We start from the raw sequence: 14972 nt of genomic DNA, 5'->3' as shown, positions 1-14972 counted from the left end.
CCCCTTCCTCGAACGTCTTGGCGGCTTTCGCTACGGTGGATCATTTTACGATGCTTGACGGTTGGAGGACGCTTCAAATTCTCGCCGGACGGGTCGGATCTTGGGCCGTGATCGTGATGCCTCTTCGTCCCCGTTTACTTGATGCAAATGGACGTCCATTTGTGGGAATGGAATGCTGATCGCGGCGGAATCGAGTTGCTGTTTGACCTCGCCAACCAGGCCCTCTTTCAGTCGCCAAAAATCGCTTGAATTGACCCACATTCGGACCAACCAATCGACGCTGCTCGGCCCCAGATTGCTGAGCACCACTGCAGAATTTCGGCCTTCGCCCTGAACGATTTCGTCTTCAAATTTTGCTAACGCTGCGTTGAGTGCATGGCGAGTGGCAGCAATGTCTGCGGAATAGGAAACTCCAACGGGGACTTCGATTCGTCGATGTTTGTGGTGGCTGATATTCTCGATGATCGCACTCGATATCGAACTGTTGGGGACGATGATTCGGCGATTATCAGGCGTATCGAGAGTCGTCGTGAACAAATCGATTTCGTTGACTTTGCCCATCACTCCAGCGGCATTGACGAAATCACCCACTTTGAAGGGACGAAAGACCAACATCAATACACCTGATGCGAAGTTGCTAAGGGTGCCTTGAAAGGCTAAGCCGATTGCAAAACCCGCTGCCGCCAACATCGCCGCCAAGCCACCAAGTGGGGCTCCCATCTTCGACAATACCGCACCGACGACAGCTGCAAGGACGCAGTAGAACACGACCTTCCCGACGAACTTGCCAAGTGTTTCATCGACACGCCGGCATACCGGTTTGCTGATGATCCGCGACAAATAGCTGGCAACCAAATAACCAATAAAAATGACCCCTAGACCGACTGCAGCGAGCAGCAATTGGGGGACGAGATGTAACGTCGCATACTCGATCACGCCCGACATGTCGCCTTGCGTGACTTCATTAATCACTTGCTGGGTGGCTTCGCCAAAGGGGATTGGAGAGGGCGCTGGATTGCTTTCCGCTATTTCGGTAAGAGGTAACGCGAGGTCAGCCACTTCTGAGTCCTTTCGAAGTCGTCTTCGTAAATTCCGTTTCATCGACCTTGCGGCAATGAGCCGCCGGCGAAAAAGGGGTATATGAAATTACACGCGTTGAGTAAAGACGAGTCGGTAGGGATCTTGTGAATAGATCTCCAACGGGCCACACCCGTGGTTGGTTAGAATTGAACTTTAGGTAGTGGATCTTGCTAAAGATCCTGCTGCTAAGGGATCTTTAACAAGCTCCACCACCTGTAAACTCACATTCGATTGATGGCAATCCACTAGTCCGCGTAGACGACGTGGCCTTTGCCCGCGACAATTTTGCCGATTTTGTTGCACTTGATGCCGCAAGCTTCGATCTGCGAGATAACGCTGTCGGCGTAAAACTCATTCACGACGGCAGCCATACCGATCCCCATATTGAAAACCCGCCGCATTTCGGACAACTCGATCGATCCTGTTTTCTGTAGCCAACGATAAATCGGAGGCAGATCCCAAGTCGAAGAATCGATGATTGCGTCAACGTGCTTTGGCAAAATACGATCGAGATTTTCTTCGATCCCGCCACCGGTAATGTGTGCCAAGCCGTGCAATACCTGCTTCACACGGTAGTTCGTTTGAACTTTGCGGATTGCCGAGGTGTAAATCCGTGTTGGCTCTAAACAGGCATCGGCAATCGTTTGCGGTTGAGTAGGAGAAGCCGAATGGTCGGTCAGGGTTTCGTCCGTCGCATTCCAATCGAGATTGGCATCGGCTATCACTTTTCGGACCAATGAAAAGCCATTGCTATGCAGCCCACTCGAAGCCAAACCAACCACCACGTCGCCTTCGGCGATCAGATGGCCATCGATAATCTTCTTCTTTTCGACGACTCCGACAGCAAATCCGGCAAGGTCGTAGTCGTCGGTTTGGTACATATCGGGCATGATCGCGGTTTCGCCGCCGAGGAGAGCCATATCGCCTTGGACGCAGCCGTCGCTAATCCCTTGAACGATTCGTTCAAGTCGGGCCGGATCGTCGCGTCCCATGGCGACATAATCGAGGAAGAACAGTGGTTCGGCACCGGTACAAATCAGGTCGTTGACGCACATTGCGACCAAGTCGATGCCTACGGTCTCGTGGCGATTGGTTTGCTGGGCTATTTTCAGTTTCGTGCCGACACCGTCGGTCCCGCTGACGAGGACCGGTTCTTGATAATTGCGTGAAAACAATTTCCCAGCAAAATCAAGCTGGAACAGCCCCGCAAACCCTCCGTCGCTCGGGATCACCCTAGGACTAAAAGTGCGGTGCATCAAACGGGGCAGCCGGCGCATCGATTCGGCATAAATATCGAGATCGACGCCAGCGTCTTTGTAGGTTGCAGCCATGAAGAATCGAAAGAGGTAGAAGGAAAGAGGAGAGAACCGTTGGAACCCACCGAAGTAGAACAAAGCACTATTCTACTTTGATCGCGGTCACTCGGGCAGGCGTCTGGATTGTCGCTCTCGCGATTCCGCTCTTGGATTCTGCTCGGAAAACCGCTGGGGCCGTTCCAAGGCGCAGAAAGGGAATGGGCCTATTCAAGAACCGTGATACTGACTTTGCCTGAGACCAAGCCTTCGGAAACGGCTTCCACCGTAACTGGCCCCCCGCGTAATTGGCTCTGTAAAATCAGCAAGCACTTTCCGTTAAAAGCTTTCCGTTCGTTGATCTTATTGGAAGCCAAGTCCAAGGCGTCCCCGTTTTCGACGCCGATATTCGATACTGGCCCCGAGATATTGAATTGGATCAGATTGTCAGCATTGGGGACAAAGTTGCCGTCTTGGTCGAGCACATTACATTCTAAATGAACGCAGCTTACTCCGTCCGCCGCCATGGTTTGCTTGTCCGCGATGACTTGGATCTTCGCGGGCTTCGACGCGGTTTGAACGGTGTACTGAGCCACCTCTTTTCCGTCGGTTTTGGCAATGGCTTTCAAGGTGCCAGGCGCATAAGGCACGTCCCACGATAGATTCATTTGGTCACGGTTTGACTTGGCACCGAGAGATTTGCCGTTGAAGAAGAGTTCAACTTCGTCTGCGTTGGAATAAGTCCACACCGGAATGACCTTGCCTTCTTTTCCTGGCCATGTCCAATGCGGCAGGATATGAACCATCGGTTTGTCGGTCCATTGGCTTTGGTAGAAGTAATAATGGTCTTTGGGAAATCCGCAGAGATCAATGATCCCAAAATCCCAGAAACGCGATGGCCAACCTCGGATGGCTTCGCCCAGGTAGTCATAGCCGGTCCAACGAAATTCGCCCGCGACATAAGGTAGACTAGCGGTTTTTCGCCATGAATCGCCTGCGCTGATGCGGACACTGGCGTTGTCATAGGATGACGCATAGAACGGAGAGAATTCGGGGAAAACCTCTTCTTCGGTCAAATCGGGAACCGGCACGCCCTCCTTCGGAGCCCTCATCACGGTTTTGGTTCGGTACACACCACGTGTTTGGAAGGAATGCGGGATCTCGGTGGCGATGAATTTTCGGGTTGGATAGGTAGCCTTGTCCTTTTCATACACGATCGAACCGCCACCCCCGTTGTACCCTGTAACGTCAAGCATCGAAGCAAAACCGGTTTTGTTGGCCAAATGGATAAAGCAACAACCGCATGTTATTGGACGCGTGGGATCCAAGTCACGGACGGTGTCCATGAGCGGTTTGAGCCGCAGCGGACCTTCGGGGTAGCATTGATCGGGGATTTCATTGCCAACACTCCACAAGAAAATGCTGGGGTGATTTCGGTCCCGGAGGATGATGTCTTTCAGATCCTGTTGAGCCCATTCTTTGAAATGCAGATGGTATCCATACTTCACTTTTCCTTGATCTTGATAGTTCGTCCATGGCCAGGAAGCGATCCATTCATCGAAGACCTCATCCATGACGAGAAAGCCCATGCGGTCACACAAGTCGTAGAACTCGGGCGCTGCGGGGTTGTGTGCGGTACGAATCGCATTGCAGCCCATCTCTTTTAAAATCGCCAATCGGCGATACAGCACGTCTTCGGGAACCGCCGCACCGACGGGTCCAGCGTCGTGGTGATTGTTGACACCTTTGACCTTGATGTTTTTACCATTCAACCAAAACCCGGTTTCAATTTCAAAACGAATATCCCGAATCCCAAACTTCGTTCGGCAGGTATCCGTCTGCTGGTCTCCCACCATCAACGTGGTCACCAACACGTATTGTTGAGGAGACTCAATCGACCAAAGAGCGGGATCTTTTACGTCGATTTTCTGCCCTGCGGTTACCGCTCCTTTGGAGGAAATCTGTTTCACCGTTGAATGCTCGGCGATCTTTTCACCCTGAGGACCGTAGACGGCTGAAATAATCTGAACGTCTGTGTCCGTGGCCAAATTGTTTTCAATCGTGGTCTCAATCTGTAATTCAGCGGAGGTGTCAGTCACCTCCTTGGCAACGACATACGTCCCATGCTGTGCTACCGAAACATTGTTTTTTACATGCAGCCATACATTGCGATAAATCCCGGAACCGGTGTACCAGCGGCTGTTGGGTTGCGCTGAATTATCAGCACGCACAACAATCGTATTGCTTCCCTCGTTTAAGTGGGGGGTCAACTCGTAGGTGAAACCGACGTAACCATTGGGGCGTTTTCCGAGCGGTTTTCCGTTGATCCAGACTTCACTGTTGGACATCACGCCATCAAAGGTGATCTGCACCCGTTTGTCTTTCCAGGCCGGATCGAATGGGAAGGATTTGCGGTAGTAGCCGACCCCGCCTGGATAGAATCCACCTTGCCTACCGGATGGATTATTCTTATCGATGGGGCCTTCGATACTCCAATCATGCGGGATGGTCACGACCTTCCAATTCGAATCATCAAAGTCAGCTTCGATCGCGTGGGGCTGATCTCCCCGCTGAAAGACCCAGCCCGTATTAAAACCAATCTTCCGCAAGGAAAGCATACGGTCGCGTTCACTCGCATGGCTATTGAATGATAGAATGAACAGCGAAAAAATGGACAACGCAAAAGCGAGTGACTTATTCATGTTCATGGCGGGTTCTTTCATGGTGGGTAGATTTCCTTTTTTCGGATCTTTCGTGATTCAAGATCGCTGGGGCAATGGATTGTCCCAAGGACGACTACTAAGGTCAAGCGAACGGCTAATAAAGGCAAATGCTTCGCCGCAAATCGACGTCGCAGCCATTTAACGCACAACAGGGCATTCCATTGAAGGCTGAATTGGTTCAAGCTATGATTGGAAGGATCACTGATACTTTCTTGTAAACTACTTCTGCAACGGGTCGTAAAAGCACCGCATGAACCGTTCAGTCCATCCCATAATCGACGGCCGCTTGCCTCGCGAGGTGCGAGCAATCGATATCGGGCTACTAACGCAGCTTTTTGAGTATGCGCCAGATGTCGCGTTTTTCGTCAAGGACATGGAGGGGCGCTACGTGGCGGTCAACACATCGCTCGCCAATCGCCATGGTTTGGATCGCTGCGAGGATGCCATCGGAAAACGTCCCATCGACATTTGTATTGGGAAATTTGGACTCGGCCCCACCAGTCAAGATACCAAAGTGTTGCGGACGGGAGTGCCGCTGGTGGATCATCTCGAGATGCAGTGGCATCAGCCACACAAGCCGGTTTGGTGTTTGACGACGAAGCTTCCTATCCTGAATGAAGCGGGAGAAATCGTTGGAGTCGTCGGTTTTTCACGTGATGTACGCGTCCCCGTTGAAAAACATGAGATACCGGAAACGTTTGCACTGGTGTTGGATGATTTCGAACGAAATCTAATAGAACTCAACACACCTTCCACGCTGGCCGAGCGGTCGGAGATGTCACTCCAACGCTTGGCCCGACTCACCAAACGCTTGTTTGGGTTAACGCCGAGTCAGTTCATCAGCAAGACGCGAATCGCCGTCGCGTCACAATTGCTACTTGGTACGGACGATCCACTCTCCGAGGTTGCTTTAGCGAGCGGTTTCTATGACCAGAGTGCGTTTTCGAGAGCATTTCGTATGGCAACGGGTGTCACACCTTCTGATTTCCGAAGGCAATTCAAGTAGGCACGCCCCAGGTGGAACTGTCTTCGGTCGCACCACGAGCACGAAAATCAGGCTGCTTGCACACTCGTGGTTTGTCACAACGTAGAATGAGGGTAAGAATCTTTCGTGGCTGTGGCTTCCAGCCGCAGTTCACTAGGGTGCAAGATGCTCCAGCCACTCTGTTGCCAAGCCGAAAAACAAGCGGGGCAAAGCACAGGGCTCAAGGTGTCGCAAATCCCTAACAGGCGACCGGACACACCACCTGAACGAAGGGATTCCGTTCGACTGCCACGATAATCGTCCTGATCCTAACTTTTTCTCACTTTTATTCTGTTAAGAACTGCAGGGCGGTGGGCATCTACTCGTAATATCCCGGCTCGATATCCCGGCTCGAACAAACATCCAGTTTGAATGACCCCCCGGATTGAACGGTCCACGACTCGTGCTTCAACCCGTATACGCGAAAAAAAAGATAGATGAAGACTTTCGAAGCGACTTTATCGATACCGGCAACGCGACCAACAAGACGGTGTGCAGCCATACCATCCACTGCCTTCTGACCGGAAGTGCCAGCCCGTTTGGTTGATGGGGCAAATGGAGAACGAAAGCATCCAAGGAAGTGACCGACGAAGAGGTTTAGCCTCCTCTCATCCTGTGTCGCCGCATCGTTTTAGGAAAGTGGATTTTGATAGAGAAACGCGTCAAGCCGCAGCATAGGCAGACGCAATCACTAACTTGAACCAAGATGAGAACCTCCAATAGAGAAGCCGAGAGATGCCGATGATTACTGCAACGAACTTCCCAAATTCGAAACGGCGTCCCAAAATTGCTTTGCTCGTCGAGGCCTCTCGTTCTTACGGGCGGCAATTGCTTCGGGGAATATCCTACTTTGCTCGCACCCAAGTCAATTGGTCGCTGCTGCATCAAGAGATGATGCTCGATTCCGCGATCCCCGATTGGATGTTGAGCTCGCATATCGATGGCATTATAGCAAGGGTGGATTACGACACGATCGAGCCTTTGCGAAAACTGCGTATACCGATCGTCGACGTCCGCTGTGACCGCAAATTCAGTAACGTTCCACAAGTGGAGACGGATAACCGAATCGTTGCTCAAATGGCGTTCGATCATTTATGGGACCGCGGGTTTCGCAGCTTTGCCTTTTGCGGTTTCCAATTTGCGTCATACTCTGAATCTCGACTGCAGTACTTTGGTGAATTGGTCAAACAATCGGGTTGTTCCTTCACGAGCTATCAATCAGGAGGCAGACCGGGGCGTTCCATTACCGAGTTAGAAAAATCGGGGCTTCGGGATACCGAACGATTGTCGCAATGGCTTTTGACGCTAAGGCGGCCGACCGGTATGCTCGTTTGCAACGACATTCGTGGTCAACAAGTTCTCAATGTCTGTCGTACCGTGGGAATAGCGGTCCCTGACAATTTGGGCGTCATCGGTGTTGACGATGACGAAACGATTTGCATGATGTGTGACCCCCCGTTATCAAGCGTTTGCCCCAACGCCGAACGCGTTGGCTGTCGAGCGGCGGAAATTTTGCACCTCATGCTCACAGGGATTCGACCACAATTGGATGTTGAGTATGTTTCACCGCTGCATGTTAGGGAGCGGGAGTCAACCCAGGTGGTTGCGATCGATGATATTGAATTGGCCGAGGTTTGCCAATTCATTCGACAACATGCCTGTGATGGCATCAATGTCAGCAGCATCATGCAGATAACTTCACTTTCACGCCGCCAATTGGAACGACGGTTCCGCGAGAAATTGGGACGGACCCCGCACGAGCAAATCACGGAAACTCAAATCGACCGAGTCAAACGATTGCTTCAGGAAACCGACATGACCTTGGAAAAGATTGCACCCAAAGCGGGATACCGGCACAAAGAGAGCCTTAGCGCGGTATTCAAACGCGAAACGGGACAAACGCCAGGCGAATATCGTTTAGCCATTCGCTCAACCGGCGAAGGCAGTGGATTAATCATGTGATGTGTTGAGTGCGTGATCATCGTCTTTCGCTCCGCAAAGGAACGTTTAGACTACAATTTTGCGAAGACCAAGAGGCAACGATCTCTTGTCAAATCGCACGAAACCAAAGCGGAACCTACCAAAATCATTTCCGAGGAAACCCAATGCTCCAACTTCGATACAAGTCTCTTATCTTCGCCATCGCGCTGCAAATTTCCCCCTACAGTTTAGCCGCCGATCTGCCGCCAACGCCGGCTCGCGATGGCTCAAAACCTCGCAACGTGGTTTTCATACTGACCGACGACCATCGATTCGATGCGATGGGTTGCGCTGGACACCCCTTTCTAGAAACTCCAAATCTCGATTCGATCGCAGCCAACGGTGTCCATCTTAAGAATGCGTTTGTGACGACCAGTCTCTGTTCGCCGAGTCGCGCCTCCATTTTGACGGGACTTTATACGCACAAACACGGCGTGATCGATAACAACCGCCTCGTTCCCAAGGGAACCTTGTTCTTCCCACAATACTTGCAACGAGCGGGCTACCAAACCGCATTCATTGGCAAATGGCACATGGGCGGAGAACACGATGAACCTCGGCCCGGTTTTGACCGTTGGGTCAGTTTCCGTGGGCAGGGTCATTATCTCGCCCCCACCTCCGAATACACGCTCAATGTCGACGGTGAACGGGTCCCACAAAAGGGATACATCACCGACGAATTGACCGACTATGCGGTCGAGTGGCTCGAATCGCGTCCCAAAGACAAGCCCTTCTTCTTATACCTTTCGCATAAAGCCGTTCATGCAAACTTCACGCCGGCTCGACGGCACCAAGGACGCTATGCGGATGCGGACTTGAGTTTCCTGCCCAATGGATCTGACTTGTCGGCTAGCAATAACACGCCACGCTGGGTGCGCGATCAACGCAATAGCTGGCATGGAGTCGATTTCGCCTACCACAGTGATCGGGGACTGGATTATCTTTACCGTCGGTACTGCGAGTCGATTTTGGCGGTAGACGACAGTGTCGGACGTGTGTTGGCGCAACTAAAAGCGATGGGAATACACGACCAAACGCTTGTCATTTACATGGGAGACAACGGGTTTATGTGGGGCGAACATGGCTTGATTGATAAGCGTGTTGCCTACGAAGCATCGATACGCGTGCCGATGCTAATGCAATGTCCCGCGTTATTTGATGGCGGCAATCCGATTGAAAATGTCGTCGGCAATATCGATGTCGGCCCAACCATTTTACACGCCGCCGGTCTAAACGCACCGGAGTACATGGACGGGCAAAGCTTTCTCGACCTGCCCAATCATCGCAATATGAATTGGCGAGACTATTTCCTATACGTCTACTATTGGGAAAAGAATTTCCCGCAAACCCCAACCCAATTTGCCCTTCGTGGCGACCGGTTCAAATACATCACCTACTACGGATTGTGGGACACCGATGAACTATACGACCTAACCAAGGACCCTGGAGAATCGAACAATTTGCTGTATGACCCGGCATACAAATCGGTGGTAAAGGAAATGCAAGACCGCCTCTATGCCATGCTGAGCGAAAAAGGTGGGATGCAAATTCCCATGAATCGACCCAGAGGCGGTAGCAATAACAAACGCTGGGATGACAAGGGACCTGAACCGACTGACTTCCCATCCGCATTGATTGTCGACGAACCTATCAACCAACAAGCTCAGTGAGCGAGTCTTGGTCTTGGTCGTGGATCTTATCAAAGATCCTGTACCGCACGGGATCTTTCACACGATCCACTACCACACCTTTCTCTACCAAATATATTCGGCACCGAACGAGAAACCGTCGACCGTGAAGGTATCAAAGTTCAGTGGTGCTTGACTGGCGTTCGTGCCGCTTGCTACCGAATCGCGGATCGTTGAAGCATCAAAGCTCGCGTTGGCGATCTCGTCAATCGAGATCAGATAGTACGCCGAGCGGAAAGACCACGAATGGGTTAGCCGGTAGACGGCTTGGGCAGACAACTCCAAAGCAAACGTCCCCTCGTCGTTTCGATACGAACTGGTAACCGTTCCTGGGCCACCGCCTGCGATCGAGTTGGCGCTGATCGTTGAATTTCGACGTGCTTCGTTCTTCAACCATGCTCCCTTCAGCTCCACCCCAAGGTTGACGCCTGCGATCATGTTCCACCAGAGATCGCCACCTATCTGGGCTCCGAACAAGTTGTTATTAACATCATCGGTTGCATTGAAGAATCGCTGCGTTCCGTCGGTCAACGATGCATCGGTTCCGTCATTGTTCAAGCCGACAATATTGAGTCCCAAGCGGTTGTCGACTCGCAAGTAACGCATTCCGAATAACCATGACCCCTGAAAGCGATTGTACGGTCCAACCGTTCGGCGACGATAATTCAATTCGCCACTATCGAATTTCGTCTGCATGTCGATGCTTTGCGAAATCGATCGGTCGGTGTCGTCGAAACCACCATTGGGGTCCGTACCAAACTCGCTAATGAATGAGTAAAGATCGGCACCGTCAAGGATTTGTAACGGAAAACTATCAGGACCGCTTAGTGCTAATGGATCGTAGTTTGGATTAGGAGCTGTTTGGGCCGGCGACAATGCAGTAGCGGAACCATTCCATTCTTGACCTCCCATGTAGGTGCCCTCAATGTTTCCACCCGCACCAAAGATCAAAGCTGCCGACAAACGCATCCCCGCTTCTAAATCATCATCAAAGGCATCCGAAGTCCGTAGAACCGGAGTGCCATTGATCCCGCGAGTCGTCAAGACGGACGAACTCATGCCGTCAAAGTCGGGGCTAAGGAACAGCGCTTCGGCGGAGAGGTCATACCAGCGTTGTGCACCACGGCCTGCGTCTTGATAAGGAAGCAGGGACGATAAGGCACCGAGTACATAACCGCGTCCGAACATTTGGCACGCGCTACATCCTTCGCCTTGACAAAACATACAGTAGTGTCGGAGATTGGTCAGGCCGCCGCAACTTGGGCACCCTTGCGCTCCACACCCGCCACAACCATTGCCACGGCTACCGAGTCGACCGATCAAGCCACCTTCGCCAAGCACACGGCAGCTCAAACAGCCGCATTGGCCGCCACATCCCATGCCGTCGCATCCGCCATCGCAGGCATCACACGAACCGCATTGATCGTAGCCACCGTAACCCATGCCTTGGTAGGGCATTTGGCCATACTGCATCGGTGCCTCCATCGGCATCGCATTACCCGGTGCAGCGACATAGCCGCCTTGGTCATAGTTGACCGGCATCACCATACCAGGATACATGCCAGGATTCATTTCGGGCGGGACCATTCCGGCCGGCGTCACATAGCCGCTGGCGGCATAGTCAATGTCTGCCTGGGCAACGCGAGGTGGCTGAGCCTCCGAGGTTGGCATGCCAACGTGGATTGCGAAGACCCCGAGGGCCAACAAGCTTAGGCAAATTGATTTTACTGGGATCATTCGGTGCATTGCAAACGTCTCCGCGGCATTCGCCGCCTCACAAACGGCAGGTGGTTCAAAAGTAGGCAGAGTCATCCGATCGTTTGGAATAACTCCTTCATGCGTTTTTATCGGCATGACCGGCAGCAAAGTTTGGGTTATTCTGAATGTTCTACCCAGGAAAATTGACTGAATCCTCATTTCTGTATTGACTTTCGACTCAACCCAAGTCCTGATTCATTGCAAGCAAATGAAAATTGATCACTCAACCAAGTCATCTTGGCAACCGCAAAACATGGACGATGAATAGGATGAGCCACACGAACTTGCCTAACCATTTCGATCCGGCGCATGATTTTGAATCGATCGCTGATCTTATCGAACGGCTGGGGCGCCCCCCCGAAGCGATCGTCGATCAATGGTGTGAACAACTTCGCGCCGCGGGCGTTGTCAGTAACTTAGACGGTAGCTCATCCGATGTCTCAAGCTCATCGGTGCTTCCCGAAATCGATCTATCAAAATGGACGATCCTTCCAAGCGGCGAACTTCGCTGCGGAGATCGAACCTATTCGGTTGGTTCTCAGAAAAATACACTGCGGGAAAATACACTGCGGGAAAATACACTGCGGGAAAATACACGACAGCCGATCAGCAACGAGAACCAGCGTCGCGTTGAAGCCTTTCGAAGCAGACTTCTCGAAGTGGAATTTGATGAACACGAGAGGAGCGAACTCAAGACATGCGCCCCCGCCAAGTCGGTGAACCAGTCGGACTCAAATCGAGCGAGTTCCACGACGAAATTGGTTGGCATCGTCGCAGCCATCCTTGCCTTCATCGCCGCGATGGTTGGTTGGGCGGTGAGTCGTCCAGCTGACTCGGTCACAATCGTCGATGCAAGCCGCTCGGCCGAGTTGTCCCCCATTGTCCCAGACAGAAATCGCGAATCAAAGCGTATGGTCGATGCTTCGACTCATTCCGAAGCAATGGCTCTTGAAACCTTTGATGCGAGTCGAAGTGATAGCGACGAGCATGTAGGAACTTCCGACGACAGTCCTATCCAACGAATGCCCGTACATGAAATGATCCCCAAACTTGTCATGCCCCGTATCCATCCCTTGGTCCCCCAAACCGATGATATCGATTCAGCAGATGACGACAATGTAATTTCCCCAACCGATGTCGAGATAGAAAAACGTGATGCGTTTGAAGAGCAGCCAGAAAATTCAGCGGAAGAAAAACCTCAACCGGTTCGTATTGCCAAAGTCCATGCGATCGCGTTGCCCGATACAAACGCCGTGGCAGAGTCGAAAAGCATTGAGGGCTTATCAACCAACAATCTGTCACTTGAATTCCCCAACTCGATTGACCTGTATCTTGAGGAACGCCCGTCGGATCGATCTTACTTGATTTGCGACGGCAAAGATCATCAAACGATTGCCATGCTTCGTCGCGGTGCTTCTGGCCATTTGCTGTTTGCTTGGGACAATGACGGGAAGCAGCGAATCATTGCAAATTCCCTTCAGCAGGGACGACTGCAAGACGCCGAAGGGCATATTTTGTACCTGCGTCCCTGTATCGAAGCGGACCCGTGGGCGATGTCGTTCGTTCAGTCCGACCACCAACCGAGTTGGGATTTGGGTGGAATGATCCCAGCTCAGAGATCGAAGCTTTCGGTCGATTTCACGCTACCCGATGAAATCGAAGTTGGTTGGATTGAGCCCGTTGAAGTGGATCGTCCGCGAGGTTCAAGATGCTTAGCCGTTCTATCGCATAAAGAATTCGAGTTTGTTCAAATCGCCGTGCTCTTGAATGTGCGTTGTTCGAGGAAGTTTGCAGCGAAGATACGTTTTGCTGCGCGACTTGATCCTGCATTGCCGTGGCAGACGTTTACGGATGCTGGGTTAGCTCAACTGTCGGACCAACTGTTACAGCAATCGGAGCGACTCGAACAACAACGGATCCGCCTCGAAGCGATTTACGGTCAAGCCGACACCGCCGGACGAAGAAATCTGCAAGACAATCGAGCGAGCATGAGATCACAAATCGAATGGGTCACCCAAATGACGACTCGAGTTTCTCAGTTGCAAGCGATGGCAACCACCCTTGGCATCAATGGCAACATACGCTTCGAGATTGCATGCCGTTGGCCTGATACAGACCAAAAGATACTAACGATGACACCATGACCGTGTTTGGAGTATAGCCTTTAGGCGACTCGGGGAAGCGCGCCGAGCGGCGAAAGCCTGGACTCCAACTCACCAAATACCTGCTTCCTGAAGTTGCCGCGTTGCGGTCCCCGCCCAATCGCGGTTGGCCGCTGGTGACGCGGGGCTGGGGTGCAAAATCCTGGACAACTTTGCCTCACAGGCTCCGGCATCCAAGGCGCGCTGCAAACACTTTTCCGCATAAGCACCAACGCCGACAACGTGCTTTGGTTGCAGAATAGAGAGCAGCTCCATCAGGTGTTCGTCGCATACCGCATGAAGTGATTCCCGCTCGCTAGCAGCCAATTTATCAGGCGTTCGATTCCGCGCCGACGCTTCCATAAAAACCAAAGGGCAGTAGTTTCCGATAAAATGATGCTGAAAAAAATCGTCTGGCGACGCGAATTTTTCTTGAAAAAGACCCCATAACCTTCGGCCACTTACTTCACTTTTTTCACACTCAAAACCCTCGACCGGGCGTTTCGGGTGTTCGTTCTCGGGACGGTTAACCACGGTTTCAATTTGCAGCCAATCCCTGACCGCTGCGATCTCGCCAAATGGGACTCCGGTTTGCGCCATCCCCCATGGCCCTGGGTTCATACCTAGGAAGAAGACGGTTCCTTTTTTGGGATTGGCTTTGAGCAGGTAGTCGCGGTGTGACTGCCATGCATATTGAAGCGGATTGTAGACGTAGGCCACTGGCGATTCAAACTTCAGCTTTTCGACTCGATCCCGCAATCGCTCCGCAGCAGCGATCACATTCGCCGTGATTTTGGTTCTTCTCTTTACCATCCGACTATTCCATTTCAATTGTTTTGCCTGCCAGCAAACGCATCGGATAGAGCCCGGAGGAATGCCCATCACTAAACGCAATGTTATAGGCGTAGGAACCAACGGGCGACATCGATTCGATTCGCAAGGGACGAGCTTCTTGGGCACTTAAGACGGGCAAAGACACTGGCTTTGAAGACCGCTTGTCCTGCTCGATCGCATTGCGTTTTTCGCGACAGGTGGCACAGGGACATGCTTTTCGGAGTTCAGCGGCGGTCCAGCGATTGATCGAACCATCGCTCCAATGAATTTGAATTGCCACATCTCCATCGCGAGTGATCGAGACAGGCGAGAGTTGAAAATCGTCGAAGGGCGTTTCCGAGTCATTAGCAGCCAAAAAAATCTCCATCATGATCTGCGCAAAATGAATTGAATCAACAGGAAACTAACATAAATACAATGATTGATGTAGATGCCGTAGGCTGGGCCAAGAC

General features: G+C 51.9%; 10 protein-coding genes. 4 read left to right on the top strand and 6 right to left on the bottom strand.

Annotation, left to right across the window (positions count from 1 at the left end; genetic code table 11):
• Positions 1-45: 45 nt before the first annotated feature.
• The 3 genes from Q31b_RS02280 to Q31b_RS02270 form a co-directional block, all read right to left on the bottom strand.
• On the bottom strand, positions 46-1059 hold the full coding sequence (locus Q31b_RS02280; RefSeq protein ID WP_231617241.1) for a mechanosensitive ion channel family protein: 1014 nt from the start codon (positions 1057-1059) through the stop codon (positions 46-48).
• Between the two features lie 266 nt (positions 1060-1325).
• Entirely contained in the window at positions 1326-2411 is a 1086-nt protein-coding gene (purM, locus tag Q31b_RS02275; protein ID WP_146598033.1) for a phosphoribosylformylglycinamidine cyclo-ligase, read from the bottom strand.
• A gap of 188 nt (positions 2412-2599) precedes the next feature.
• Entirely contained in the window at positions 2600-5095 is a 2496-nt protein-coding gene (locus tag Q31b_RS02270) for a glycoside hydrolase family 2 TIM barrel-domain containing protein (RefSeq protein WP_146598032.1), read from the bottom strand.
• Positions 5096-5345: 250 nt separating this feature from the next.
• Between Q31b_RS02270 and Q31b_RS29465 the strand changes: the two genes are divergently transcribed.
• The 3 genes from Q31b_RS29465 (at position 5346) to Q31b_RS02255 (ending at position 9769) form a co-directional block, all read left to right on the top strand.
• A complete protein-coding gene (locus tag Q31b_RS29465; protein WP_146598031.1) occupies positions 5346-6101 on the top strand; it encodes an AraC family transcriptional regulator in 756 nt (251 codons plus the stop codon).
• A 759-nt stretch (positions 6102-6860) separates the two neighbouring features.
• Entirely contained in the window at positions 6861-8081 is a 1221-nt protein-coding gene (locus tag Q31b_RS02260; protein ID WP_231617240.1) for an AraC family transcriptional regulator, read from the top strand.
• Positions 8082-8224: 143 nt separating this feature from the next.
• The gene (locus tag Q31b_RS02255; RefSeq protein ID WP_146598029.1) at positions 8225-9769 is read left to right on the top strand and encodes a sulfatase family protein; all 1545 of its coding nucleotides are present in this window, start codon (positions 8225-8227) and stop codon (positions 9767-9769) included.
• An 84-nt stretch (positions 9770-9853) separates the two neighbouring features.
• On the opposite strand, the gene Q31b_RS02250 is transcribed toward Q31b_RS02255, so the two are convergent.
• Complete coding sequence (locus Q31b_RS02250; protein ID WP_146598028.1) at positions 9854-11599, bottom strand: BBP7 family outer membrane beta-barrel protein; 1746 nt, start codon at positions 11597-11599, stop codon at positions 9854-9856.
• A gap of 215 nt (positions 11600-11814) precedes the next feature.
• On the opposite strand from Q31b_RS02250, the gene Q31b_RS02245 reads away from it, so the two are divergent.
• Complete coding sequence (locus tag Q31b_RS02245; RefSeq protein WP_146598027.1) at positions 11815-13689, top strand: hypothetical protein; 1875 nt, start codon at positions 11815-11817, stop codon at positions 13687-13689.
• A gap of 69 nt (positions 13690-13758) precedes the next feature.
• Here the strand turns inward: Q31b_RS02245 and Q31b_RS02240 are convergent, their stop codons facing one another.
• Entirely contained in the window at positions 13759-14499 is a 741-nt protein-coding gene (locus Q31b_RS02240; RefSeq protein WP_146598026.1) for a uracil-DNA glycosylase family protein, read from the bottom strand.
• A 4-nt stretch (positions 14500-14503) separates the two neighbouring features.
• Complete coding sequence (locus tag Q31b_RS02235; RefSeq protein WP_231617239.1) at positions 14504-14890, bottom strand: DUF971 domain-containing protein; 387 nt, start codon at positions 14888-14890, stop codon at positions 14504-14506.
• Between the last annotated feature and the right edge of the window lie 82 nt (positions 14891-14972).

The organism is Novipirellula aureliae (genome assembly GCF_007860185.1).
GTDB classification, from domain to species: domain Bacteria; phylum Planctomycetota; class Planctomycetia; order Pirellulales; family Pirellulaceae; genus Novipirellula_A; species Novipirellula_A aureliae.
The sequence above is the reverse complement of the archived record's forward strand: the minus strand, read 5'-3'. Positions and strand labels throughout refer to the sequence as shown.

Bases quoted from the DNA above. Each gene is read 5' to 3' on its own strand.
- Q31b_RS02240 (WP_146598026.1), bottom strand. From the start codon at position 14,499: ATGGTAAAGAGAAGAACCAAAATCACGGCGAATGTGATCGCTGCTGCG.
- Q31b_RS02260 (WP_231617240.1), top strand. From the start codon at position 6,861: ATGATTACTGCAACGAACTTCCCAAATTCGAAACGGCGTCCCAAAATT.
- Q31b_RS02255 (WP_146598029.1), top strand. From the start codon at position 8,225: ATGCTCCAACTTCGATACAAGTCTCTTATCTTCGCCATCGCGCTGCAA.
- Q31b_RS02270 (WP_146598032.1), bottom strand. From the start codon at position 5,095: ATGAAAGAACCCGCCATGAACATGAATAAGTCACTCGCTTTTGCGTTG.
- purM (WP_146598033.1), bottom strand. From the start codon at position 2,411: ATGGCTGCAACCTACAAAGACGCTGGCGTCGATCTCGATATTTATGCC.
- Q31b_RS02250 (WP_146598028.1), bottom strand. From the start codon at position 11,599: ATGACTCTGCCTACTTTTGAACCACCTGCCGTTTGTGAGGCGGCGAAT.
- Q31b_RS29465 (WP_146598031.1), top strand. From the start codon at position 5,346: ATGAACCGTTCAGTCCATCCCATAATCGACGGCCGCTTGCCTCGCGAG.
- Q31b_RS02245 (WP_146598027.1), top strand. From the start codon at position 11,815: ATGAGCCACACGAACTTGCCTAACCATTTCGATCCGGCGCATGATTTT.
- Q31b_RS02235 (WP_231617239.1), bottom strand. From the start codon at position 14,890: ATGATGGAGATTTTTTTGGCTGCTAATGACTCGGAAACGCCCTTCGAC.